This is a genomic window from Dactylosporangium aurantiacum (assembly GCF_000716715.1).
Classification (GTDB): domain Bacteria; phylum Actinomycetota; class Actinomycetes; order Mycobacteriales; family Micromonosporaceae; genus Dactylosporangium; species Dactylosporangium aurantiacum.
The window spans coordinates 108,683-132,000 of the sequence record NZ_JNYJ01000008.1 but is presented as its reverse complement, the minus strand read 5'-3'; the positions used below and the strand labels follow the sequence as shown (position 1 = coordinate 132,000).

General features: G+C 73.1%; 21 protein-coding genes. 7 read left to right on the top strand and 14 right to left on the bottom strand.

The window, feature by feature from the left end; translation table 11 throughout:
• The first annotated feature begins 31 nt into the window (after window positions 1–31).
• On the top strand, window positions 32–1,567 hold the full coding sequence (locus tag OP18_RS11560; RefSeq protein ID WP_052386552.1) for an APC family permease: 1,536 nt from the start codon (window positions 32–34) through the stop codon (window positions 1,565–1,567).
• A complete protein-coding gene (locus tag OP18_RS11555) occupies window positions 1,564–2,181 on the top strand; it encodes a GNAT family N-acetyltransferase (protein WP_033358791.1) in 618 nt (205 codons plus the stop codon). Before OP18_RS11560 ends, OP18_RS11555 begins: the two co-directional genes overlap by 4 nt.
• A gap of 4 nt (window positions 2,182–2,185) precedes the next feature.
• Here the strand turns inward: OP18_RS11555 and OP18_RS11550 are convergent, their stop codons facing one another.
• From OP18_RS11550 to OP18_RS11540, 3 genes are read right to left on the bottom strand one after another with little or no spacing between them, the layout of a single operon-like run.
• On the bottom strand, window positions 2,186–3,916 hold the full coding sequence (locus OP18_RS11550) for an ABC transporter substrate-binding protein (protein WP_033358790.1): 1,731 nt from the start codon (window positions 3,914–3,916) through the stop codon (window positions 2,186–2,188).
• Window positions 3,917–3,946: 30 nt separating this feature from the next.
• A complete protein-coding gene (locus OP18_RS11545; RefSeq protein ID WP_033358789.1) occupies window positions 3,947–4,309 on the bottom strand; it encodes a DUF1304 domain-containing protein in 363 nt (120 codons plus the stop codon).
• 46 nt (window positions 4,310–4,355) lie between these two features.
• A complete protein-coding gene (locus OP18_RS11540) occupies window positions 4,356–4,679 on the bottom strand; it encodes a hypothetical protein (protein ID WP_033358788.1) in 324 nt (107 codons plus the stop codon).
• A 96-nt stretch (window positions 4,680–4,775) separates the two neighbouring features.
• On the opposite strand from OP18_RS11540, the gene OP18_RS11535 reads away from it, so the two are divergent.
• Window positions 4,776–5,402: a maleylpyruvate isomerase family mycothiol-dependent enzyme gene (locus OP18_RS11535; protein ID WP_033358787.1), complete on the top strand. Its 627-nt coding sequence runs from the start codon at window positions 4,776–4,778 to the stop codon at window positions 5,400–5,402.
• Here OP18_RS11535 and OP18_RS11530 read toward each other — a convergent pair.
• Entirely contained in the window at window positions 5,389–5,862 is a 474-nt protein-coding gene (locus OP18_RS11530) for a P-loop nucleotide/nucleoside kinase family protein (RefSeq protein WP_033358786.1), read from the bottom strand. The two genes, OP18_RS11535 and OP18_RS11530, sit on opposite strands and share 14 nt — an antisense overlap.
• 81 nt (window positions 5,863–5,943) lie before the next feature.
• Between OP18_RS11530 and OP18_RS57030 the strand changes: the two genes are divergently transcribed.
• The gene (locus OP18_RS57030; protein WP_033358785.1) at window positions 5,944–6,138 is read left to right on the top strand and encodes a hypothetical protein; all 195 of its coding nucleotides are present in this window, start codon (window positions 5,944–5,946) and stop codon (window positions 6,136–6,138) included.
• 128 nt (window positions 6,139–6,266) lie between these two features.
• Here OP18_RS57030 and OP18_RS11520 read toward each other — a convergent pair whose 3' ends face one another.
• Window positions 6,267–6,791 carry a helix-turn-helix domain-containing protein gene (locus tag OP18_RS11520; protein ID WP_033358784.1) on the bottom strand — a complete coding sequence of 175 codons (525 nt, stop codon included), beginning with the start codon at window positions 6,789–6,791 and terminating at the stop codon, window positions 6,267–6,269.
• A 66-nt stretch (window positions 6,792–6,857) separates the two neighbouring features.
• On the opposite strand from OP18_RS11520, the gene OP18_RS11515 reads away from it, so the two are divergent.
• Window positions 6,858–8,150 (top strand): benzoate/H(+) symporter BenE family transporter, encoded by a 1,293-nt coding sequence (locus OP18_RS11515; protein WP_033358783.1) that lies wholly within the window; start codon window positions 6,858–6,860, stop codon window positions 8,148–8,150.
• 1,030 nt (window positions 8,151–9,180) lie between these two features.
• Here the strand turns inward: OP18_RS11515 and OP18_RS11510 are convergent.
• Together OP18_RS11510 and OP18_RS11505 are read right to left on the bottom strand one after the other, a co-directional pair.
• Window positions 9,181–9,978 carry a hypothetical protein gene (locus OP18_RS11510; protein WP_156089445.1) on the bottom strand — a complete coding sequence of 266 codons (798 nt, stop codon included), beginning with the start codon at window positions 9,976–9,978 and terminating at the stop codon, window positions 9,181–9,183.
• Window positions 9,975–10,292, bottom strand: a complete 318-nt coding sequence (locus tag OP18_RS11505; RefSeq protein WP_245635344.1) for a PadR family transcriptional regulator — start codon at window positions 10,290–10,292, stop codon at window positions 9,975–9,977. Before OP18_RS11505 ends, OP18_RS11510 begins: the two co-directional genes overlap by 4 nt.
• A gap of 101 nt (window positions 10,293–10,393) precedes the next feature.
• Here OP18_RS11505 and OP18_RS11500 point away from each other — a divergent pair, with 101 nt between their 5' ends.
• Window positions 10,394–11,221 (top strand): alpha/beta fold hydrolase, encoded by an 828-nt coding sequence (locus tag OP18_RS11500; protein WP_033358781.1) that lies wholly within the window; start codon window positions 10,394–10,396, stop codon window positions 11,219–11,221.
• A 63-nt stretch (window positions 11,222–11,284) separates the two neighbouring features.
• Here OP18_RS11500 and OP18_RS11495 read toward each other — a convergent pair whose 3' ends face one another.
• Both OP18_RS11495 and OP18_RS11490 read right to left on the bottom strand, forming a co-directional pair.
• On the bottom strand, window positions 11,285–12,859 hold the full coding sequence (locus OP18_RS11495; protein WP_033358780.1) for a DHA2 family efflux MFS transporter permease subunit: 1,575 nt from the start codon (window positions 12,857–12,859) through the stop codon (window positions 11,285–11,287).
• Between the two features lie 97 nt (window positions 12,860–12,956).
• Window positions 12,957–14,021 carry a hypothetical protein gene (locus OP18_RS11490; protein WP_052386550.1) on the bottom strand — a complete coding sequence of 355 codons (1,065 nt, stop codon included), beginning with the start codon at window positions 14,019–14,021 and terminating at the stop codon, window positions 12,957–12,959.
• A gap of 110 nt (window positions 14,022–14,131) precedes the next feature.
• Here OP18_RS11490 and OP18_RS11485 point away from each other — a divergent pair, with 110 nt between their 5' ends.
• Window positions 14,132–16,885 (top strand): cellulose binding domain-containing protein, encoded by a 2,754-nt coding sequence (locus OP18_RS11485; RefSeq protein ID WP_033358779.1) that lies wholly within the window; start codon window positions 14,132–14,134, stop codon window positions 16,883–16,885.
• Between the two features lie 181 nt (window positions 16,886–17,066).
• Here OP18_RS11485 and OP18_RS11480 read toward each other — a convergent pair whose 3' ends face one another.
• From OP18_RS11480 to OP18_RS11460, 5 genes are all read right to left on the bottom strand, one after another.
• The gene (locus OP18_RS11480; RefSeq protein WP_033358933.1) at window positions 17,067–17,960 is read right to left on the bottom strand and encodes a phosphotransferase enzyme family protein; all 894 of its coding nucleotides are present in this window, start codon (window positions 17,958–17,960) and stop codon (window positions 17,067–17,069) included.
• Between the two features lie 1,016 nt (window positions 17,961–18,976).
• A complete protein-coding gene (locus OP18_RS11475) occupies window positions 18,977–19,537 on the bottom strand; it encodes a DUF4240 domain-containing protein (protein ID WP_033358778.1) in 561 nt (186 codons plus the stop codon).
• Window positions 19,538–19,576: 39 nt separating this feature from the next.
• A complete protein-coding gene (locus tag OP18_RS11470) occupies window positions 19,577–21,883 on the bottom strand; it encodes an FtsX-like permease family protein (RefSeq protein ID WP_063745484.1) in 2,307 nt (768 codons plus the stop codon).
• Window positions 21,880–22,557, bottom strand: coding sequence for an ABC transporter ATP-binding protein (locus OP18_RS11465; RefSeq protein WP_033358777.1), 678 nt, complete (start codon window positions 22,555–22,557; stop codon window positions 21,880–21,882). Before OP18_RS11465 ends, OP18_RS11470 begins: the two co-directional genes overlap by 4 nt.
• Window positions 22,554–23,078 carry a PadR family transcriptional regulator gene (locus tag OP18_RS11460; protein ID WP_033358776.1) on the bottom strand — a complete coding sequence of 175 codons (525 nt, stop codon included), beginning with the start codon at window positions 23,076–23,078 and terminating at the stop codon, window positions 22,554–22,556. Before OP18_RS11460 ends, OP18_RS11465 begins: the two co-directional genes overlap by 4 nt.
• Between the last annotated feature and the right edge of the window lie 240 nt (window positions 23,079–23,318).

Here is a 23,318-nt window from a genome sequence, read left to right as displayed (position 1 = left end):
CAGCATCCCCCTCACTTCCCCGGAGGACGTCATGCCTGTCTCCACCGCGCCGCCAACAGGCGGTTACGTCAGCAAGATCGATTCAGCACTGGACCAGAACAAGTTGACGGTGCTCACCGTCATCCTGATGGTGATCGCGGCCGCGGCGCCGTTCACCGTCATCGGCGGCGGCGCGACCGCGGGCTGGGCCGTCACGCAGGTCCTCGGCATCCCCGTCGCGTACGTCGCGATGGCCGTCGTGCTGGGCATCTTCAGCGTCGGCTACACCGAGATGTCCCGGCACATCGTGAACTCGGGCGCGTTCTACGCCTACGTCACCCAGGGCCTCGGCCGGGTCCTCGGGCTCAGCTCGGCCGGTGTCGCCGTCCTCGCGTACAACTTCATGCAGATCGGCCTGTACGGCGGGTTCGGCGCGGTGCTCAAGGGCTTCCTCGCCGACCAGTGGGGCATCAACCTCGCGTGGTGGGTGTGCGCCGGCATCGCCTGGGCCGTCATCGCCGTGCTCGGCGTGCTCAGCATCGAGTTCAGCGGCATCGTGCTCGGCGTGCTGCTCGGCGCCGAGGTCATCATCGCGCTGATCTTCTCCGTGGTGGAACTCGCGCACCCGGCCGGCGGCACCGTCACGTTCGACACCGTCAACCCGTCGCAGCTGTTCAGCGCCGGCACCGGGGCGGCGCTCGCCACCGCCGTCGCCGGCTTCGTCGGCTTCGAGTCCACCGCCGTGTACAGCGAGGAGACGCGCAACGCCAAGCGCAACATCCCTCGCGCCACGTACCTGTCGCTGCTCATCATCGGCCTGCTGTACGCGTTCTGCTCGTGGGCGATGTCCGTCGCCGCCGGACCGGACAAGATCGTCGAGATGTCGACCGCGAACGGCACCGAGACGATGTTCGTGCTGGTCAGCCCGCACCTCGCGGAGATCTGGCTGGTCCTGGGCCACGCGCTGTTCATCACCAGCCTGTTCGCCGCGCTGCTCGCGTTCCACAACACCGCCGCCCGGTACACGTTCGCGCTCGGCCGCGAGCGGGTGCTGTTCGCCTGGTTCGGCGCCACCGGCCGCCGCTTCCGGGCGCCGCTGTGGGGCTCGATCACCCAGTCGATCCTGGCCCTGGCCGTGCTCGCGATCTTCGCGCTCGCCGACAAGGACCCGGTCGTCTACCTGTTCTTCTGGTGGACGGTCACCGGCGGCTTCGGCGTGCTCATCCTGATGACCGTCACGTCGGTGGCGATCCTCGCGTACTTCATGCGCAATCGCGACGGCGAGCTCGCCGAGGTGTCGCTGTGGCGGCGGTTCATCGCCCCGGGCATCGGCGCGGTGCTGCTGCTCGCGGTGCTGATCGTGACCATCGTCGAGTTCGACACGCTGCTCGGCGTCAAACCCGACGACCTGGAGCGCTACCTGTTCCCGGGGCTGTTCCTCGCCGCCGCGGTCGTCGGCGCGGTCTGGGCCGCGTTCCTGCGTTCCGCGAACCCCGACACGTACCGGGGCATCGGTCAGGGCGTGAACGCCGCGCTGCTCTCCGTCCAGCCCGAGGACACCGCCGCACACCGCACCGGTCCCCGGTGACGTCGACCTCCACCGTCCCGGCGCTGCGTCGCGCCGGGGCGGGCGACGTCGCCGCCGTGGCGGCGGTCCTCGCCGCGGCGCTCGACGACACCGCCATCGCGCACTGGCTGGTGCCCGACCACGCCGAGCGGATCGAGGTGTACCGGCGCTACTTCGACCTCGTCACGCCGTGGTTCGTCGAGCACGGCACGGTGTACCTGAGCGCCGACGGTGCCGCGGCGGCGGCGTGGGTGCGCCTCGACGGCAAGTTCGAGCCGGAGATCGACGACTACGACCGGCGGCTGGCCGCGGCGTGCGGTGCGGCCACCGAGCGGTTCGTCCGGCTCGACGAGGACATGCTGGCCGCGCACCCGGACGGGATGACCCACGACTACCTGGCGTTCCTCGGCGTCGCGCCGGCCGCCCAGAACCGGGGGCTGGGCAGCCGGCTGCTGCGGGAGCACCACCGGGTCACCGACGCCGACGGGCTGCCGGCGTACCTGGAGGCGACCGGCCGGCGCAACGCGGCGCTGTACGCGCGGCACGGCTACGCCGACACCGACCCGGTCCCGATCGGTGACGGCCCGCCGCTGTACGCGATGCTGCGCCCGGCGGCCGGCGTCCGCGCCGCGTAGCACCTCAGGCGACGCCGAGCGCGGTGGCGTCCCACATCCCGTAGTACTGGTTCACGAACACGTTGGTGAGTCTCGGGTTGCGGTAGTTGAGCACCTTGTCGTAGGTCAGCGGCAGCATCGCCGCGGTGTCCATGACCGCCGCGTCGACCTGGGACCACAGCTTCGCCCCGGCGACCGGGTCCGTGGTGGCACGGGCCCGGTCGATCAGGTCGTTGATCGCCGCGTCGGACAGCTCGGCGTAGTTGTTGTTGCCGTTGGGCAGGATGAGGCGCCCGTCGACGAGGGTCGGGAAGAAGCCGTACCCGGTCGGGAAGTCCGCCGACCAGGCGCTCAGGATCAGCCCGTAGCCCTTGGCGTGCACGTTCGAGGGGGAGCCGACGACCTGCCGGGCGTACAGCGACGGGTCGGACGCCTCGATGCGGGCCTTGATGCCGACGGCCGCGAGGGACGCCTGGATCGCCTCGGCGGTCTTGCCGGCCCTGGGGCTGTCGGTGGCCGCGATGACGGTCTCGAAGCCGTCGGGCCTGCCGCACGCGGCCAGCTCCTCCTTCGCCTTCTGCGGCTGCGGTGCGCCGCCGCCGCTCTGGAACGGGTCCAGCCCCGGGTCGTGGCCGGGGATGCCCGGCGGCAGCATTCCGCCGGCGATGTCGCCGCCCGCGTCCGGCCCGCCGCGGGCCGTCTGCACGGCGGTCTTGTCCACCGCGTACTGCACGGCCCGGCGGCAGTGCACGTTGTCGAACGGCGGCACGGCCGTGCTCATCGCCGCGTACTGCACGAAGCCGGTGGTCGGCTCGTCGGCGCGGGCCTTGAGCGCCGGGTCGAGCAGGATCTTCGGCTGGGTCGCGGCCTGCACGCCGCCCTGGCCGGCGTCGGCGTCGAGGGTGCCGTCCAGCAGCTGCCGGTCGATCTCGTTCGGGTCGGTGCCGATCACCAGCTCGACCCGGTCCGGCAGGGCCCGGCGCACCGTGTCGGTGGCGCGGTCCCAGGCGTCGTTGCGCACCAGCACCGCGCCCTTGCCCGGCTCGATCGACTCGAACCGGTACGGTCCGGAGGCGACCGGCTTGTCGCCGTACTTCGCGCCGGTGTCCTTCGCCGCCGGTACCGGCGCGGCGACCCCCATCGCGAGCAGGTACGGGAAGTCGGCGAACGGCTCGGCCAGCTTGAACGTGACGGTCCTGTCGTCGGGGGTGGCGATGCTGCGCAGGCCGGTGCTGTCCGCCCACGGGCCCCGGTAGTGCTGGCCCTGGTCGAGCTGGTCGATGAGGTACGTCGGCCCGCCGCTGAGCTCCTCCTGCGCGAACAGCCGCTCGATGCCGTGCCGCACGTCCTTGGACGTGATCGGCGAGCCGTCCTCGAACCGGATGCCGTCGCGCAGCGTGAACGTGTACGTCAGCCCGTCTGCGGAGATCGTGGGCGCGGCCGCGGCCAGGTCCGGCACCAGCTTCAGCCCGTCGGCGCCCGGCTTGGCGTCGGGGGTGAGCAGCGTGCGCACGTAGAGCCGCTGCAGGTTGTAGACGGCCGTCACGTACGAGCGGGTCGGGTCCCACGAGTCGACGTCGTGCGCGCTGGCGAGCTTCAGCGTGCCGCCGCTCGCGGTCGAGGGGTTGACGACCTCGGTGAGCCCGGCGTTGAACCCGCCGCCGGTGCCGCCCTCGCCGCCCGGCTCGTCCTTCTTGGCGCAGGCGCCCGCGGCGAGGGTCAGACTCAGGGCCAGGAGACAGCGAGTGATCTTCACTTGACGCAGCGTAACCCGCTGCGGATCGCCTTAGTGGGCGATCACGACCGCCGTGAGGGCCAGGGCGCCCGGCAGCGCCTGCACGAGCAGGATCCGGCGGCTCGCCGTGGCGGCGCCGTACACCCCGGCGACGATCACGCACACCAGGAAGAACACCCGCATCGCGAAGCCGACCGGGTCACCGGCGAGCATGCCGTAGACCAGGCCGGCGGCCAGGAAGCCGTTGTAGAGGCCCTGGTTGGCCGCGAGTGCCTTGCTGGCCTGGGCGAACTCCGCGGTCGTGCCGAACGCGGCCCGGGTCCGCGGCGCGGTCCACAGGAACATCTCCAGCACCAGGAAGTACGCGTGCAGCGCGGCGACGAGGCCGACCAGGACCAGCGCGACGAGGTTCACGCCGGACACCCTACCGGCCGGTAGGGCCGGCGTCGCCGGGTGGCGGTCAGCTGGTCTGCACCCGGATCACGACCTGCGAGTCGGTGACCTTCTGCACGGTGATGTCGAAGCCCTGGGCCTGGGTGGAACCGTCGACCGGCACACTCACGGTGGTGCCGCCGACGTCGACCTTCACCACCCCGTTGTCGACGCCGACGAGCTTGACGTCGACGCCCAGCACGCTGGACTCCGCCTCCACTCCGCGGTCGAACGTGACGGTGCACGCGTTGGTGGTGCAGTCCACGTTGTCGGAGCTGCACGCGGTCAGCGCGCCCACCCCGATGGCCAGGGCGGCGGCGACCGTGGCGAGGCGGCGGGTCAAGGTCGTCATGACTCGGCAGTGTATCCGGCCCGCGCCCGCGACCGATGAGTCGCGCCCGTCCCCGACGTACACCCTGACGACAGCACCACAACGTCGGAGGTTTGGATGTCACAGGATCAGGTCCTGGCCGCGGTGACGGCGGAGCGCACGGAGCTGGCGGAGGTGTTCGCGGGGCTGACGCCGCAGCAGTGGGACGCGCCCTCGCTGTGCGCCGGGTGGCGGGTGCGGGAGGTGCTCGCGCACACCACGATGCCGTTCCGGATGAGCGGCGGCGCGTTCGTATGGGAGCTGCTGCGCTCGGGCGGCCGGTTCAACCGCATGGCCGACCGGGTCGCCCGCCGCGACGCCGCCCGGATGCCGGCGGAGGCGCTGCTGCGCGCCCTGCGCGACAACGCCGCGCACCCCTGGTCGCCGCCCGGCGGCGGGCTGGCGGGGGCGCTGTCGCACGAGGTCATCCACGGGCTGGACAGCACCGTCGCGCTCGGCCTCGACCGGCGGGTGCCCGCCGACCGGCTCATGCTGGTCCTGGACTCGATGCGGCCGCGCAACGTCGACTACTTCGGCGCCGACCTCACCGGCGTCCAGCTGCGGGCCACCGACCTGGACTGGCGCCTGGGGACCGGCGAGCCGCTGCGCGGCCTGGCCCAGGACCTGCTGCTGGTCGTCTGTGGCCGGCTGCTGCCGCCGGGGCACCTGACGGGCGCGCCGGCCGCCAGGTTCACCGCGGCATGACCGGCGGGTCGAACAGCGCCAGTTCCTCGGCCGTCGGCGCCTGGAAGTGCCGCAGGTAACCGTCGAGCCGCTCCCGGCTGATCGGCACCGCGGCCGGCTCGCCGGCCGCGGTCCGGGCGGCGATGCGGCGGGCCAGCTCGTCGACGGGGGCCGTCAGGTAGTGCAGCTCGACCGGGACGCCGAGCGCGCGGGCGCCGAGCCGCAGCTCGTCGCGCTCGGCCCTGGTCCAGAAGCCGGACTCCAGCACCACCGGCTGGCCCAGCGGCAGCAGCTCCTGCGTGAGGGCCCAGAAGCGGCGCTCCAGGCGGGCCCGGGTCGCCTCGTCGAACAGGTCGATGCCGAGGTCCGCCAGCCACTCGTCGGGGCTCAACCGCACCGCCGGCAACGCGGCCGCGAGCCGGCGGGCGAGGGTCGTCTTGCCCGCGCCGGGCAGACCGCACAGCAGGATCAGACGGGACACAGCGCCCGATCATCACACACCATCGCGTGCCGTTCGGGCGGCGGCCGTTTGATCGCCGTCCGTGCCGGAAACCTGAACGGTATGACCACCCATCACAGCAACAGCGTGCCGCGGGTCGACTCCACCGTGGACGACGCCACCATCCGCGACGAGGCGGAGCGCATCGCGGTGCCCGACTTCGACTACATCGGGCAGCCGATCGACGCGATCGTCGACGGGGTCACCGGCCACGGCAAAGAGCACGACGAGGACTCCGAGGACACCACCGTCGACTGATCCCTGCGCGAGCCTTTCCCTGCGCGGGCCTTCGCTGCGTGGTCTTTCCCGCGTGGTCTTCCCGCGTGGTCTTCCCGCGCGGGTGCCGACCCGCGCGGGCGGCGGCCTGACCGGGCGTGCGGGCCCGGTCAGGCGCGCGGGGACCTGATCAGCAGCGTGGCGACGACCTCGTCGGGGCCGACGGTGCCGTAGACGTGCGGCACGTCGGCGGCCCACGCGATGTGCTCGCCCGGCCCCGCGACCAGCGGCGCGCCGGCCGGGCCCGCGCGCAGCACCCCCTGCCACACCGTGACGTGCTCGGTCACGCCTGGGGCGTGCGGCGGCGAGTGCTGCACCACGCCGGGGCGCACCCACATGCGCAGCAGCTCGAACGTCACCCCCGGCTCGTCGAACACCTCCAGCAGCGTCGCGGTGACCGCCGACCCGCGGACCGGTTCGCCGTGCTGCTCCCGCACCAGCGCCGTCAGCGGTACGCCCAACGCCCCCGCCACCGCGTACAACGTCTCGAGCGTGGGGTTCCTGGTGCCGTGCTCCAGACCCGACAGGGTGGCCTTGCCGATGCCGGCGACCCGCGCCAGCTCCGACAGCGACAGCCCGCGCGCGGCGCGCAGCTCCCGCAGCCGGTCCCCGAGACTTGTCCCGCGCTCCTCCACGTGGCTATGGTGACATCCGGCTCCCGCGTTCCATATACGGAACGCCCCGTCGGTGGAGGTACCCGGATGCGGCGGTTCGACACGGCCCAGCCGATCCTGGCCGGTCTGGTCAGCGCGGTCGTCGGCTACGCGAGCTCGTTCACGGTGGTGCTCGCCGGCCTGCGCGCCGTCGGCGCGAGCCCCGCGCAGGCCGCGTCGGGGCTGCTCGCGCTGTGCACCGGCATCGCGGCGACCGCCATGTACCTCGCGCTGCGGCACCGCATGCCGATCAGCATCGCCTGGTCGACGCCGGGCGCGGCGCTGCTCGTCGCGACCGGCCACGTGCAGGGCGGCTGGCCCGCCGCCGTCGGCGCGTTCCTCGTCTCGGCCGCGCTCATCGTCGTCGCCGGCCTGTCGCCGTGGCTCGCCCGGGCGATCGCCGCCATCCCGCGCCCCATCGCCGGCGCCATGCTCGCCGGCGTCATCCTCAGCCTGTGCACCGCCCCGGTCCGCGCCGTCGTCGACGTGCCGGAGCTGGCCGTGCCGGTCGTGCTCACCTGGGCGCTGCTGACCCGGTTCGCCCGGCAGTGGGCGGTCCCCGGCGCCCTGCTCGCCGCCGTGCTCGCCATCGCCGTGCGCGGCGTGCACCTCACCGGCGTCTCCGTCGCGCCCGCGGCGGTGTTCACCACGCCCACGTTCACCGTGCCGGCCCTGGTCAGCATCGCCGTGCCGCTGTTCCTGGTGACCATGGCCGCGCAGAACGTCCCCGGCATGGCCGTCATGGCCACGTACGGCTACACCCCACCCCTGCGCGGCGTCCTCGTCACCACCGGCGTGGCGAGCGCCCTGGCCGCCCCGTTCGGCGGCCACGCCCTGAACCTGGCCGCGATCACCGCCGCCCTCACCGCCGGCCCCGACACCCACCCCGACCCGCGCCGCCGCTGGGTCGCCACGGCCGCCCTCGGCGCCGGCCAGCTCGCCCTCGGCCTGGGCGCCGGCCTGGCGATGGCCCTGGTCCTGCTCTCCCCGCCGGTCCTCGTCGTCGCCGTCGCCGGCCTGGCGCTGCTGTCCGCCCTGGGCGCCTCCCTGGCGAGCGCCGTCACCGAGCCGGCGGGGCGGGAGGCCGCGGTGGTGACGTTCGTGGTGACCGCGTCGGGAATGACGATCCTGAACATCGGGTCCGCCTTCTGGGGCCTGGTGGCCGGCGGCCTGACCGCCCTGCTGCTGCACCGCCGCCGTGGTACGCCGCCCACCGCGACTCCTGAGACGCCGGCCGCCGCCGGCGGGATGACTTCGCCTGAAGCGACCGAGGCGGATCCCCCACCGGCCGCGTCACTGCCGGCAGGCGCGCGGGTCGGTGGCGCCGGGTCGCCCCGGTAACCGCTCCGGCGGACCCGGCGAGCCGGGCGGAACGCTGCGGAGGTCGCACGACCGCGGAGCACAGCTGCTGGCCCGGGCCCATTTCGGCGTGCCCCCGGGGTCGCGGGGGGAGGCCGTATGCCGTGCGGCGGTGCTCGTCCGCGTCGTCCTGGTGGCCGCGCGGCGCTGGTCGGTCGTCACGGAGCCTGCCTGCCGTGCGGTGCCGGTTGTCCACGTTGTCTTTGGTGGCCGCGCGGCGCCAGTCATTGCGTGGGGCTCCGCGTCGTGCCGTGTCGGTCGGCCGCGTCGGCGTTGTCGGGGCCGCAGGCGGCTCATCGTGCAGTGCCGCCGTCCGTGCAGTGCCGCCGTCCGTGCAGCGCCGCTGGTCGTGCAGCGCCGCTGGTCGTGCAGCGCCGCTGGTCGTGCAGTGCCGGTTGACCGCCTCGGGCATTGCCGTGGCGCACGATAGCTCACGGTGCAGAGCCGCTCACGGTGCAGCCCGGCGCGCAGTGTCACCCAGCCCGACCCGGCCGAGCCCTGCGTCCGGCCCGACTCCGCGCCCTGCCCCGCGCCCGACCCACGTTGGCCGAGCACCGTGCCCCGCCGGGCGGCGAGGCCAGCGCCGCGATCCCGCCCGGCACCGCGCCCGACCCCGCGTTCGCCGCGCACCGCGCCCCGCCGAGCGTCGAGCCCGGCTGAGCGTCGAGCCCGGCCGAGCGTCGAGCCCGGCCGAGCACCGTGCCCCGCCGGGCGGTGAGCCCAGTGCCGCGCCCAGTCCAGCGCCGCGATCCCGCCCGGCCCCGCGCCCGACCCCGCGTTCGCCGTGCCCCACCGAGCGTCGAGCCCGGCCGAGCGGCGAGCCCGGCCGAGCACCGTGCCCCGCCGGGCGGCGAGGCCAGCGCCGCGCCAAGTCCAGCGCCGCGATCCCGCCCGGCACCGCGCCCGGCCCAGTCCGTCCAGCGGTGCGCCGCGCGGCCCGGCGGCGTGGCGGGCGGGGTGCAGCGGTGTCGTCCTGCGCGTCGGCGGTGGCGGCCGGGTCCTGCGCGGGAGGTCAGTCCAGGTACCACGCGTGCATGGCGGCTCCGAGAGTGGTGTGGTGGGCGGCCAGCACCGCCGCGGCGGCCAGGCCCACCGTGACGAGCCAGCCGCGCTGCCAGCGGCCGAGGCTGCGGCCCCACAGGCCGAGGCCGACGGCGACCGTGCCGAGCAGGGCGGCGCCGTAGCCCGGGTCGGCGTCGAACATCGGCAGGCCGGCGACCGTGACGGCGAGCAGGGCGGCCGCGGCCAGGGCCAGACCGGCCACGGCGAGCCAGATCCGGCGGCAGGCGGCGCCGACGGCGGCGCCGGCCAGGCCGATCGTCGCGGCGAGCAGCCAGCCGCCGGCGAGGGCGACATACGCGCCGAACGTCAACGCCAGGATCAGGGGCAGCAGCACCCAGAAGAGCACGCCGCCGGGCCAGAGGCTCTTCGGGTCGACGACGCCGGTCCTGGCGATGCGGTCGGGGATGTCGAACACGAAATATGGCAGCGGCACGACCAGCAGCCAGGACAGCACCGGCCAGCCGAGGCCCGCGAGGAGGATGCGGGCGGGCGCGGCCAGGGCGAGCGGGGCCGGGCCGGCGACGGCGGGGCCGCGGGCCAGGCCGGCGCGCCTGGCGGCGGCGTGCAGGGCCGGGAGGGTGCGGGCGGCGCCGGACAGATACCGCCACCGGCCCGCCGGCAGGGTCATGAGGTCGGCGGTCCACTCGGCGCGCTGCCGGTCGCGGAACCCGCCGGGCAGCAGCAGGGCCAGCGCCGCGACGGCGAGGCGCAGGCCCCGGGAGAGCGCCGCCGGGGCGGCGCCGGTCACCACGCGAGCCGCCCGGCGTCGGGGCCCGGCTGGGGAGCGCGGCGGCGGGCGAGCGCGGACCGGGCGGCGGTGACGCCCTCGGCGGTCAGCAGGTAGTAGCGGCGGCGGGGGCGGCCGGCGGCGTGCACGTCGATCTCCTCCTCGCGGCTGGACAGCCAGCCGGCGCCCTCGAACGCGACGAGGATCGGGTAGATCGTGCCCGGCTCCAGGCCGGCCTCTGTGGCCAGATCGAGGCCGTAGCGCTCGCGCCCGGGGTCGTCGAGCAACGCCCGGAGCACGAGCAGCCGCGGCGTCGTCATGCGCAGCACACCCATGCCCGTACTCTACACAGCTACTCCTAGTTCTGCATAGGGGTCGCGCATTCGCGAGCGTCCGCTAAACTGCAAACGGTGTTCGCACTTTGAGGGAGGGTCTGATGCGGGTCGACAAGGTCACGTCGGGGGACGGCGCGGTCGTCACGGTGTACTCCACCGGTGCAGGGCCGGGCATCGTGATCCTGCACGGCGGTGGGGTCGGCGAGTGGGACTACCGGCGGCTGGCGAACGCTCTTGCCGACCGCTTCACGGTGCACCTGTACAACCGTCGCGGCCGCCCGGACTCGGCGCCGCTGACCGGCACGGAGACGGTGGAGACCGACCTCGCCGATCTCGGCGCGGTCCTGGAGCACACGGGCGCCCGCAGCGTGTTCGGGCACAGCGGCGGCGGGTTCGTGGCCCTGCGCGCCGGGCTCACGATGCCGTTGGAACGCATCGCGGTGTACGACCCGGGCCTGAGCATCGACGGCCGTCCGTCCGGGCAGTACATCCCCGAGTTCGAGCGGCTCGTCAGCGAGGGTGAGTACGCCCGGGCGATGACGGTGATGGCGCGCGCCACGTACCCGGACGACATCGGCGCGAAGGTGCCGTTCGGGGTGGCGGTCGGCATGACGAAGCTGTTCCTGCGCACGCCGATCGGGCGCCGGTTCGTGGACCTGATGCCCACGATCCCGCCGGAGGTCCGCCGCATCTTCGAGCACGACGGCCCGGCCACCGACTATGCCGGCATCACCGCCGACCTGCTGCTGACCGCCGGCGCGCGCAGCCCGCGGTACTTCATGCAGAACTGCCAGGCGGTCGCGGACGTCACCGCACGGGGGCGGGCCCTGTGCATCCCGCGGGCGTCGCACAACTCGGCGAACATCGCCCGGCCGGAGTTCGTGCAGCCGTTCGCCGAGTTCTTCGCGGGGTCCGTCACTATGGCGTGACCGGTGACGCGACAGGCCGCCCCCGGCAACCGGGAGCGGCCTGTCGTCGTGTGCGCGCCGGTGTCAGTGCACGATCACCGGGGTCGCGGCGCCGGTCGTGGCGTCGTCGCCGGCCACGGTCTTCTCCCGCTTGCGGGGCAGGAACGCGATCGGGATGAACGTCGCCAGGACCAGGGCGAAGCCGACCCAGAAGGTCGAGGCGAACGAGTCCGCCACGAACTGCAGGCCCTTCTCGAACAGCGCCGGCGGCACCTGCGCCTTGATCTGGTCGGAGTGCTGCGCCGCGATCGCCAGCTGCGCCTCGGTGACCGGCGGGTTGGAGCCCGGCACCGGGTCCGACTCGTTGAGGTTGCTGGTCAGGATCACGGACATGACGGCCGAGCCGACCGAGCCACCGATCTGCTGCAGGATGTTGACCAGCGTGGAGCCGCGGGCGACCTCGGCATGGCCGAGCGTCTTCAGCGCCGACGTCATGATCGGCATCATCGTGCCGCCCATGCCGAGGCCCATCACGAACAGCGAGCCGCACAGCAGCCAGTACGACGTGTCGGTGCCGACCTGCGTGAAGGTGAAGAAGCCGGCCGCGATGAGCGCCATCGCGAACGGCACGGTCCGCCCGACCGGCACCTTGTCGGCGAGCATGCCGGCGATCGGCATCGTCAGCATCGCGCCGATGCCCTGCGGCGCCATGAGCAGGCCGGCGTGCAGCGTGGACTCGCCGCCGACCTGCAGGAAGTAGCTCGGGAACAGCAGGCCCGCGCCCATGAAGGCGATGATGAACACGAACAGGGTGATCGTCGCGATGGTCAGCTTGCGGTTCTTGAACAGCCGCAGGTCCAGCAGCGGGTGCTCCGGCTTGAACGAGTAGAGCACGAAGCCGATGACGAGCAGTGCGCCGATGAGCATCGGCAGCCACACCCTGGTCGCGGAGAACGACTGGGTCTCCGGCAGCGACGACACGCCGAACAGGAACAGCGCCAGACCCGGCGACAGCATGAGCATGCCGAGGAAGTCGAAGGACTCCGAGGGCTTCGGGTCGTCCTTCGGCAGCGCGAGCGCGGCGTAGACCAGCGCGACGGCGCCGATCGGCAGGTTGATCAGGAAGATCCAGTGCCAGCTGTAGTCGTCGATGAGCCAGCCGCCGAGGATCGGGCCGGTGATCGGGCCGAGCAGCATCGGGATGCCGAGGATCGCCATGAGCCGGCCGATGCGCTCCGGACCGGCGGCCCGGGTCATCATCGTCATGCCCAGCGGCATCAGCATGCCGCCGCCGAGCCCCTGCACGACCCGCCAGCCGATGAGCTGGCCGATCGAGTCGGCGGTGGCGCACAGCCCGGAGCCGATCGTGAACAGGGCGAGCGCGACCATGTACAGCCGTTTGGTGCCGAACCGGTCAGCCGCCCAGCCGGTGAGGGGGATGACGGTCGCCAGCGCCAGGGTGTATCCGGTCATCGTCCAGGCCACGGTCGCGTACGACGCGTTGAACTCGGTCTGGAAGGTCGGCAGCGCCACGCTGACGACGGTGATATCGAGGATCGACATGATCGCGCCGAGGACCACGACCCCCGCGATCTTCAGCACCGCGGCGTCGATCTTGGTCGACGCCGCGGCCGTTGGACTCGTCACAAAACCCCCCATTGTTGAGGTGACCGGCGTGTGGGCGCCGGAAACCAGCCTCTACGGCCGTTCACCATTCGAGCACACGTTCTATATCTGCCGGCGGCAGGGTTAGGGCCTACGCCAGCCGCCGCAGGTCCAGCACGTGCCAGTCGGTCGGCTCCGGGTTACCGGTGGACCACCAGACCAGATTCGCCTTGGCCGTCACCACGCCGACCTCTCCCGCCAGGACGACGGTCCGCCCGGTCGGCAGGTCGTAGGCGAGCAGCCGCAGCGACTCACCCTCCACGCCGGTCAGCAGCTCGAAACGGTCCAGCAGGCCGACGTCGACGCCGATGGCGTTGAGGTCGCCCGGCAGGCGCCGCCGGTCGCTGCCGTCGGCGTGCATGACGTCGATCAGGTTACGCCCACTCGCGGTCTCCGCGATGGCCCGGCACCATTCCGGGGTGCACAACAGGGTCTCGGCCGCGGTCGCCGGCACCGGGCGCCGCTGCCCGTCGGCGCGGTTCAGCAGTGCCGGCGCGCCCGGGTCGACGCTCACCAGCCACGGCCAGGCGGTCCACCGGTACCGGCCCTCGATGACCTGCGTCGTCACGGCGCCGCCACCGACCGCGACGGAGCGCAGCTCGGTCTTCGGCGCGTCGTCGGGCGTCGCCGCGACCCAGTGCAGCCGCCCCTCGGCGACGACGATGTCGTACTGGGAGTCGAAGAACACGATCCCGCCCGTGTCGGCGGTCACCGCGACCGGCGGGCCGGCGGCCGGCGCGACCGGGGCCCGCCACAGCCGCGTCTCGTACGGCCCGGCCGCGGTCGCCGAGGACTCCGCCCAGTACAGGACGCCCTCGTCGACGGTGACGCCCAGCCATTGCGGGAACCGGTCCTTCGGCACGCTGCGCAGCTCACGCGGTGCGCCGGCGCCCCGCAGCAGCAGCCGCTCGACCGTGCCGTCCGCCGAGGGTGCCGTGCCGACCGAGGTGCCGGTGTCCAGGTACAGCAGCGGGGTGTAGATCGTCCCGTCGGCCAGTCGCGCGGGCGTCACCCCGGGCTGCAGCGTCGCGGTCACGGTGCCGGCACCCGACGGGGCGACCGTCGGCGGCACGTCCCGGGACGTCGGGGAGAACAGCAGCCAACCGCCCAGGACGAGCGCGGCGGCCAGAGCGATCAGTGGTCGGGCGCGTCTCACGGAGCCCAACCTTACGTTCGGTGAGAGTTTCACGGCCCGCGGGGCCGTGACCTGGACCGGGACTGGGGCATCGTTGACCCGGGACATCGACCGCTCACACCATGCGCCCCATGCGAACCAAGCTGAGAGGGCTCGTCGCCGGGCTGGCGGGGGCGGTGACGGTCGTCGCCGTCGGCGTCGCCGTGCAGACCGCCACCAGCCCCGCGCAGGCCGCGGCCGCGGACCCGTACACGCTCAAGAACGTGCAGATCGAGGGCGGCGGGTTCGTCCCGGGCATCATCTTCAACCAGACGCAGCAGAACCTGGTCTACGCGCGGACCGACATCGGCGGGGCGTACCGCCTCGACCCCGCCACGAACCGGTGGATCCCGCTGCTGGACTGGGTCGGCCAGGACAACTGGGGCTACAACGGGGTGGTCAGCCTCGCCACCGACGCCGTGGACCCGAACAAGGTCTACGTGGCCGCCGGCATGTACACCAACAGCTGGGACCCCAACAACGGCGCGATCCTGCGCTCCTCGGACAAGGGCGCCACCTGGCAGGCCAGCCCGCTGCCCTTCAAGCTCGGCGGCAACATGCCCGGCCGCGGCATGGGCGAGCGGCTCGCGATCGACCCGAACAAGAACTCGGTCCTGTACCTGGGCGCCCCGAGCGGCAACGGCCTGTGGCGCAGCACCGACTCCGGCGTCACATGGTCGAAGGTCACGTCCTTCCCGAACCCGGGCAACTACGCGCAGGACCCGAACGACCCCAACGGGTACCTGACCGACAACCAGGGCGTCACCTGGGTGACGTTCGACAAGCGCAGCGGCACCGCGGGCAACGTCACGCAGACCATCTACGTCGGCGTCGCGGACAAGCAGAACACCGTCTACCGCACCACCAACGGCGGCACGACCTGGGAGCGCCTCGCCGGGCAGCCGACCGGGTACATGGCGCACAAGGGCGTGCTGGACACCGCCGGCGGCTACCTGTACATCGCGACCAGCGACACCGGCGGCCCGTACGACGGCGCCAAGGGCGACGTGTGGAAGTACAACACCGCCACCGGCGCGTGGACGCAGATCAGCCCGATCCCGTCCAGCAGCTCCGACGACTACTTCGGCTACAGCGGCCTCACCATCGACCGCCAGCACCCGAACACCATCATGGTCGCCACGCAGATCGCCTGGTGGCCGGACGTCATCTTCTTCCGCAGCACCGACGGCGGCGCCACGTGGACCCGCATCTGGGACTTCACCAGCTACCCCAACCGCAGCTTCCGGTACAAGATGGACGTCAGCCGCTCGCCGTGGCTGTCGCTGGGCGCCAACCCGCAGCCGCCGGAGGTCACCCCGAAGCTCGGCTGGATGACCGAGTCGATGGAGATCGACCCCTTCAACTCCAACCGGTTCATGTACGGCACCGGCGCCACCGTCTACGGCAGCACCGACCTCACCACCTGGGACACCGGCGGCCAGATCACCATCAAGCCGATGGCCGCGGGCCTGGAGGAGACCGCGGTGCTGGACCTCATCAGCCCGCCGTCCGGCGCGCCGCTCATCTCCGGCCTCGGCGACATCGGCGGCTTCCGGCACACCAACCTCGACGCGGTGCCGCCGCTGATGTTCCAGTCGCCGTACTTCACCAGCACCACCAGCCTCGACTACGCCGAGCTCAACCCGAGCATCCTGGTCCGCGCCGGCAGCTTCACCGACAGCGACCGGCCCAACGACAGCCACGCCGCGTTCTCCACCGACGGCGGCGCCAACTGGTTCCAGGGCAGCGAGCCCGGCGGCATCAACGAGGGCGGCACGATCGCCGCCGCGGCCGACGGCTCCAGGTTCGTCTGGTCGCCGAAGAACAGCGCCGTCGTGTACACCGTCGGCTTCGGCAACACGTGGACGCAGGCCACCGGCATCCCGCAGAACGCGGTCGTCGAGTCCGACCGGGTCAACCCGAACACGTTCTACGGCTTCGCCAACGGCACGTTCTACCGCAGCACCAACGGCGGCGCCGCGTTCACCGCGCTCGCGACCGGACTGCCCACGACCGCCACGTTCAAGGCGGTGCCCGGCGTCGCCGGCGAGATCTGGCTCGCGGGCGGCACGTCTGGGCTGTTCCGCTCCACCGACGGTGGCACCACGTTCACCAAGGTGGCCACGGTACAGGCGGCGAACGCCGTCGGCTTCGGCAAGGGCGCACCGGGCCGGCCCAACGTCGCGGTGTTCGCCGTGGCGCAGGTCGACGGCAAGAAGGGCGTCTACCGCTCCGACGACACCGCCGCCTCGTGGCTGCGCATCAACGACGACCAGCACCAGTACGGCAACATCGGCGACACCATCACCGGTGACCCGCGCGTCTACGGCCGGGTGTACCTCGGCACGAACGGCCGCGGCATCATCTACGGCGACCGCACCGGCGCCCCGCCGTCGTCGTACTCCGCGTCGCCGTCGGTGTCCACGTCGGTCTCGCCGTCGCGGTCCGTGTCGCCGTCGGTCTCGGTGTCACCGTCCCGCTCGGTGTCGCCGTCTTCGTCCCCGTCGCAGTCCTCGTCGGCCGCGTGCACCGTCACGTACTCCGTCGCCGGCCAGTGGGGCGGCGCCTTCCAGGGCGCGGTGAAGATCACCAACCGTTCGGCCACCCCGGTCAACGGCTGGAACCTCAAGTGGACGTACGCCAACGGCCAGGTCATCAACCAGATCTGGGGCGGCGTCAACGCCCAGTCCGGCGCCAACGTCACCGTCACCAACGTCGACTACACCAAGACGATCGGCGGCAACGGCGGCAGCGTCGAATTCGGCTTCATCGCCTCCTGGAACAACACCACCAACGCCATACCGACCGCCTTCACCCTCAACGGCACCAACTGCGCCGTCGGGTAAGGCCCCGCACCGTTCCGGCCGGGTGTGCAATCGCGGCGCACCCGGCCGGACGCCGCCGGAGCCCGGCACGTCCCCGCCAACGGCTCCGGCACCCTGTTCGCCGCCGTCCGGGTGTCGGCGGCGACACCGGTCCGGCGCCGGGCAGCTGTGAGCGGCGGCTGCCCGGCGCCGGCAGCGGCGTTCAGAGCTGGTCGCGCATGCGGTGCAGGCTCGCCAGCTCGCGCTCGACCCAGCCCTCACCCACCGACTCGGTGCCGCGCAGCGCCACCTTGTCCGTGAGGTGCCACGCGACGTTGCGCACCAGCTCCACCACCCGCAACGCGGCCACGGCGCCCGTGTCGATCGGGCGCAGCGTCCGGTACCCCTCGACGAACGCCGGCCAGTGCGCCCCGCCGTACGCGCCGGTCAGGTCCGCCGCCCGCCAGCCGACCGCGGCCAGGTCGAAGTCGTGCCACAGCAGCCCGCCGCCGGCGGTCAGGTGCAGGTTGTCCAGGCTCGCGTCCCCGTGCCGCACCCCGATGTCGAGCTCCGCTCCCGCCAGCCGCTCCCGCGCCACCGCCGCCACCTCGTGCACCACCGGATCCTCGACGCTCGGCAGGCACGCCTCCAACGTGGCCAGCGGATCGTCGGCCCGCCCCGGCCGCGCACTGGTGAACCCGTCCGCGGCTGTGTGCAGCCGGGCCAGCGCGGCGCCGTACCGGCGGAAGAGCCCGTCGGTCCACGGCGGCCGGGGCTTGTCACCACCGGCCCAGACCGTCACCGTGAACAGCCGCACCCCCTCCGGCGCGTCCAGGCTGCCGACGAGCGCGCCCCCGTCGACCGGCACCGGCACCGCCCCGGTCACCCCGGCCGCCGCGAGGTGCGCCGCGAGCTCCTGCTCCCACGCGACCTGCCCGGCGCTGTACCGCCCTGTTCCGTACACCTTGCACGCGTACGCCCCGCCGGCGGTCTCGACCCGGTACACGTCGTTCGTCAGCGACCGGACCAGCGCACACCCGGTGACGACCAGCCCGCACCGCGCCGCGACCAGTTCCCCGATATCGTCCGGCGCCGCCAGCGCCCGCACCCACCGCATCCCGCCTCCGTCCACGATGCCCAGGATCATGCCACCGCCGGGTGTCGCGTCCGGGGGGTTTTTCCGGCCGCGGCCGGGCTTGTTGTGGTTGGTGTGCCAGCGCCGCCTGTGCTGTCCGCCATGGCCGTTGCCGCCGGCATCGGTGCTGCTACGGCCAGGACCGGCTTCGGACGATGCTCGATGCTGCGTCGGGCCGATGGCTGGAGCCTCTTGCTCGCACGCCGACGACACGCCCGGCTCCTGCGGTGACGCCGGCTTTTGCGGTGGCGTCCGGCTTGCGCGGTGGCGTGGTTTGCGCGGTGGCGTCCGGCTTGCGCGGTGCTGTGGTTGTGCGGAAGGCCGATTCGCAGGTGACGCAGGGTGCGCCGTGACGTGGATGGCGGAGTGACGCCGGCTCACACGGTGAGGGGTGCACGCTGGCGCAGGCCGCATGGGTGACATGGGCCGCGCTGCCGCCGGCTCACACGAGTTGCCCTGCCGCCGCGGAAAGGCGGCCCATCCGCCGGAGGAGTGGCACAGGGCGCCCGAAAGGAGCAAGGCCCAGTCGGTCAGAGGACGGTTGCCGGGGCGAGTGGCCGTCGTCTGGGCGAGTGGCCGTCGTCTGGGCGAGTGCCCGTCGTCTGGGCGAGTGCCCGCCGCCACAGCGGACGCGGACGCGCCGGTGGCGGACGCCCGCCACCGCTGACGGGCCGGGCCGGTGACTGCCGGCGGGGGAGCGGTCGCTGTCTGGGGAAGCGGTCGCCGCCCACGCCGGCGGCCAGGAGCCGTGCCAGTAAACGTGAACCGTCCCAGTAAACGTGAACCGTCCCAGTAAACGTGAACCGTCCCAGTGGACGTGAACCGTCCCAGTGGACGTGAACCGTCCCAGTGGACGTGAGCCGTGCCGGTGGACGTGAGCCGTGCCAGTAAACGTGAGCCGTCCCAGTGGCTGCTCAGTCCGACAAGGAACGCGGTCAGTCCGACAAGGAACGCGGTCAGTCCGACAAGGAACGCGGTCAGTCCGACAAGGAACGCGGTCAGTCCGATAAGAACAATGCCGACAGTCGGGGCAGGCGGCGGCGCATCTCCTCGTCGTCCTCCACGTCCCACTGCTCGCCCCGCGCCGGCGCCGGTCGTGGTGTCGAACCCTCGAACGCCGCGTCGTAGCCGTCCGGTGAGCCGGTGCGGCGGGTGTACGCGGTCCGGGCCGCATACAGCATCGTCTCGCAGCCCAGCCAGCCCTTGTCGGTGGTGCCCATGCGCTGGACCACCGGCAGGTCGGCGAGGGAGTCGGGGTCGGCGACGGCCCGGTCGAACGCCGCGCGGCCCTGTAGCATCAGGCCCGCGCGGAAGTCCATGAACCCGTCGTCGCCGCAGCCACCCTCGATGAGGTAGGCAGCGGCCCACAGCGGCGCCAGATACGCCGTGTCGAACACCGTCGAGAACACCCGGCTGAACGCGATGATCTGCTCGGGCGGCAGGGCCGCGATCCGGTCCAGGACCGCGTCCGGCAGCGGGTCGTCGGGCGGGTCACGGTCGTCGGCGCGCTCGCCGCACTCCGAACGCGCCGACTCGATCAGCTCCCACCACTGCTCCATCCGCACACCCGAGACCGTAGCCGGGGGGTACGACAAAACTCACTCGAAGCGCAGCCCGTCGGGGCGCATGAGCCGCCACAGGGCCGGCAGGCTGGCGGCGGTGACGAGCAGCACGACACCGCCGGCGATGCCGCACACCACCGCGATGCCGGCCAGGTCGGCGTGGAACGGCACGTCCACGGTGGCCAGCAGCAGCCCGCCGAGGCCGAGGCCGAGCGCCGTGGCCAGCAGCAGGCCGAGGGCGACCGGTACGAGGGTCTGCCACAGGACCGACCAGCCCATCGTGGACCGGCGGGTGCCGAACGCGACCAGGGCGGCCAGCGTCCGCCGCCGCTCGCGCAGCTGCTCGACGGTGCCGACGAGCAGGCTCAGCCCGACCAGCAGCAGGGTGACGGTCGCCCCGGCGAACAGGCCGCGGCGGATGCCGGCGAACGTGGTGTCCACGGCGCGGGAGCGCAGGACCGTGACGTCCATCGTGGGGTTGATCGCCATGCCGGCGTTGCGCAGCCGCTCCTCCGCGTCGGGGTCGCCGGGGGTCAGGCCGACGTACGACACGAACGCCGGCTCGGCCCGGGGCGCCGGCGCGACCGACGGGGTGACCAGCAGCCCGATGTCGGCCCGGCCGTAGGGGCCGGGGCGGGCCTTGGCGGTGCGGGCGCCCGCCGGGACCGTCCACGCGTGCTCGAACTGCTCACCGGTCGTGACCTCCTGGCCGGCCAGCTCGGGCCGCTCCAGCAGGAACGCGTCGCCGTCGGCGCAGCGGTCCAGCTCGGCCAGCTCACGCAGCACGGTGCAGTCCGCGACGGCGATCTCGACGTAGACGTCCTCGCCCTGGTGGAGCATCTCGCGCCGGTACGTGCTGACCGACGTCGCGCCGGCGGCCTTGAGGCGGGCGTCGAGCCCGGCGGTGTCGGTGACCGCGGACAGGCCGGACATGGTGACGGTCGTGACCGCCTGCACGCGGGTGGTGTCCTGGCCGGTGTCCTTGGTGTACTCGGCCTCGGCGGCGGCGAACAGCATCTGCAGCGCGATCGTGCCGGCCGCGGCGACCGCGATCGCGCCGACGGCGCGCACGGAGCTGCCGCCGGACAGCTGCAGGCGGCGCACGGCCATCTGCCACGACAGCCCGCCGGCGGCGCCGAGGCGGCCGACGACCCGGTCGAAGACCCACGGCAGCAGCAGCGCGACGCCGAGCAGGACCAGTGACACGCCGGCCACGGCCTGCCACGGGTTGAAGTCGCCGCGCCGGCCGGTGAGCGGCACGAGCAGCGCGACCCCGGCGACCGGGGTGAGCAGCCGCCACCACAGGCGCCGGCGGGTGCGGGCCGCCGCGCGGCGCACGACGCCGAGCGGCTCGACGACGACCCGCCGCAGCGCGACCAGGCTCATGGCCAGGGCGGCCAGCGGCACGGACACGACGAGCAGGGCGAGCAGCGGCAGCGGCGGGCGGACGTCGGTGCGGTACACGCTGAGCCGCGCGACCTCGAACATCTCCACGAACTGCCGGCCGGCGAGGAAGAACAGCCCCCCGACGAGCAGCCCGAGGGTCGCGCTGACGACGGCCTCGCCGGCGGCGATGCGGCGCGTCATGCCGCCGTCGGCGCCGACGAGCCGGACCGCGGCGAGGCGCCGGTCGCGCTGCTCGCCGCCGAAGCGGGTCGCGGCGGCCACGAACATCGCGACCGGCATGAGCAGCACGACGAAGATGACCACGACGAGCATCAGCAGGAACGGGTCGAGCGGGTCCTGGACGCCGCGGCTGCCGTAGCCGTCGATCCGCTGGACCTGCGGCTGGCCGAAGGCCAGGTCGTCGCGGACCGCGTAGTAGGCCAGCTCGGACGGGCCCGCCAGACCGGCCTTGCCGATGGTGCCGGAGACCTTGCCCGGCATGCGGTCGCGCAGCAGGGCACCCTCGGGGGAGGCGAGCAGGTCCCGCAGCGCGGGGGAGACGAGCATGGTGCCGCGTGGCGGCAGCGCCCGCACGCCCGGGGGAAGGACGGGGTGCTCGCCGTCGGGTCGCACCAGCCTGCCGCGGATGCCTTGGCCACGGTACGAGGTGCTGATGTTCAACGTGAGCACGGTCGTGTCGCCGGGTGTGACGTCATCGCCGCCCCACCTGTCGTCGTCGCGGGCGGCGGTGCGGTCCGAGCGCGCGTCGAGCATCACCGGCACGGAGACCGACAGCAGCAGCACGGCGACGCCGAGCCCGACGCCGACCGCGGTCAGCGCGGTGCGCAGCAGGCCCTCGCGGCCGCCGGTGAGCGCGAGGCGGGCGCCGAGGGCGACCTCGGCCGCCCACCGCCGCAGCCGCCCGGCGCGGGCGGGCGCGGGCGCCGGGCCGGTCATGTGTGCCGGGCCAGGTCGAGGGCCTTGCCGTCGCGGACCACGATCTCGCGGTCGGCGTACGCGGCGACCCGTGGCTCGTGCGTCACCAGCACGACGGCGGCGCCGCTGTCGCGGGCGGCCGCGGTGAACAGGCGCATGACCCGCTCACCGTTGAGGGAGTCCAGGGCGCCGGTCGGCTCGTCGGCGAACACGACCCGCGCCCCGGTGACCAGGGCCCGCGCGACGGCGACCCGCTGGCCCTGCCCGCCGGAGACCTCGCCGGGCCGCTTGCCGGCGACGTCGGTGATCTCCAGCCGCTCCAGCCACTCGGCGGCCCGCCGCTGGGCGTCCTTGCGCCGGTGCCCGTCCAGGCGCAGCGGCAGCGCCACGTTCTCCAGGCAGGTGAGCTCCGGCACGAGCTGCCCGAACTGGAACACGAACCCGAACTCGCCGCGCCGCAGCGCGCTGCGCTGCCCGTCGGACATGGCGGACAGCTCCTGGTCGCGGTAGCGGACCTGGCCGCTGTCGGGGCGCACGATGCCGGCGAGGCAGTGCAGCAGCGTCGACTTGCCGGACCCGGAGGGGCCCATCACGGCGACGACCTCGCCGGCGTCGATCGACACCGAGGCCCCGGACAGTGCCTGCGTGGACCCGAACGACTTGGTCAGCTCCACGGCGACCAGCAGCCCCGTCATGGCCGCACCCTCCGGGCCAGGTCGTCCAGGCGGGCCGCGGTGAGCTCCAGCCAGCGCAGGTCGGCTTCCAGGTGGAACAGCGCGTGGTCGCAGATGAGCTGGTCGGCGAGGTCGCCGGTGGTCTTGCGCCGGGTCAGCTCACGCATCAGGCGCAGGTGCTCGGCGCGCTGGGTGTCCAGCAGCTCCGCGGCGGGGCGGCCGGTCAGCAGCGCCAGGACCACCTTCGTGTAGAGGGTGTTCTGCAGGTACGGCTCGGGCTTCTCCGGCTGCCTGAGCCACTGCTCGACGTCGGCGACACCGGCCGGGGTGATCGCGTAGCGCTTGCGGTCGGGGCCCTCGCCCGGCTCGACGCCGTCGACCGTGACCAGGCCGTGCTTCAGCAGCCGGGAGAGGGTCGAGTAGACCTGGCCGTAGGCGAGGGGGCGGTCGCTGCCGAACCGCTCGTCGTAGGCCCGCTTCAGGTCGTAACCGTGGCGGGGCTGGGACTCGAGCAGCCCCAGAAACGCTTGACCGATGGACATGAGCGGGACTGTACACCATGTGTATACCAACTGTGTATACACGCCTTGTACAGCCTCTGAGCTGGGCATCAGCACTTCGTGTCATGCGTTTGTACGAGCAAATGTGCCAACCGGCATTCCCGATTGTGACCGCCATCACAGGGGGGCATTTTGTCCGGTTCTCCGCAGATGTCGCTCGGTAGGTTCGCCCGGACACGCCGCCGATCACCCCATTTCTCCCCCGAGGGTGACGGCGGCGGG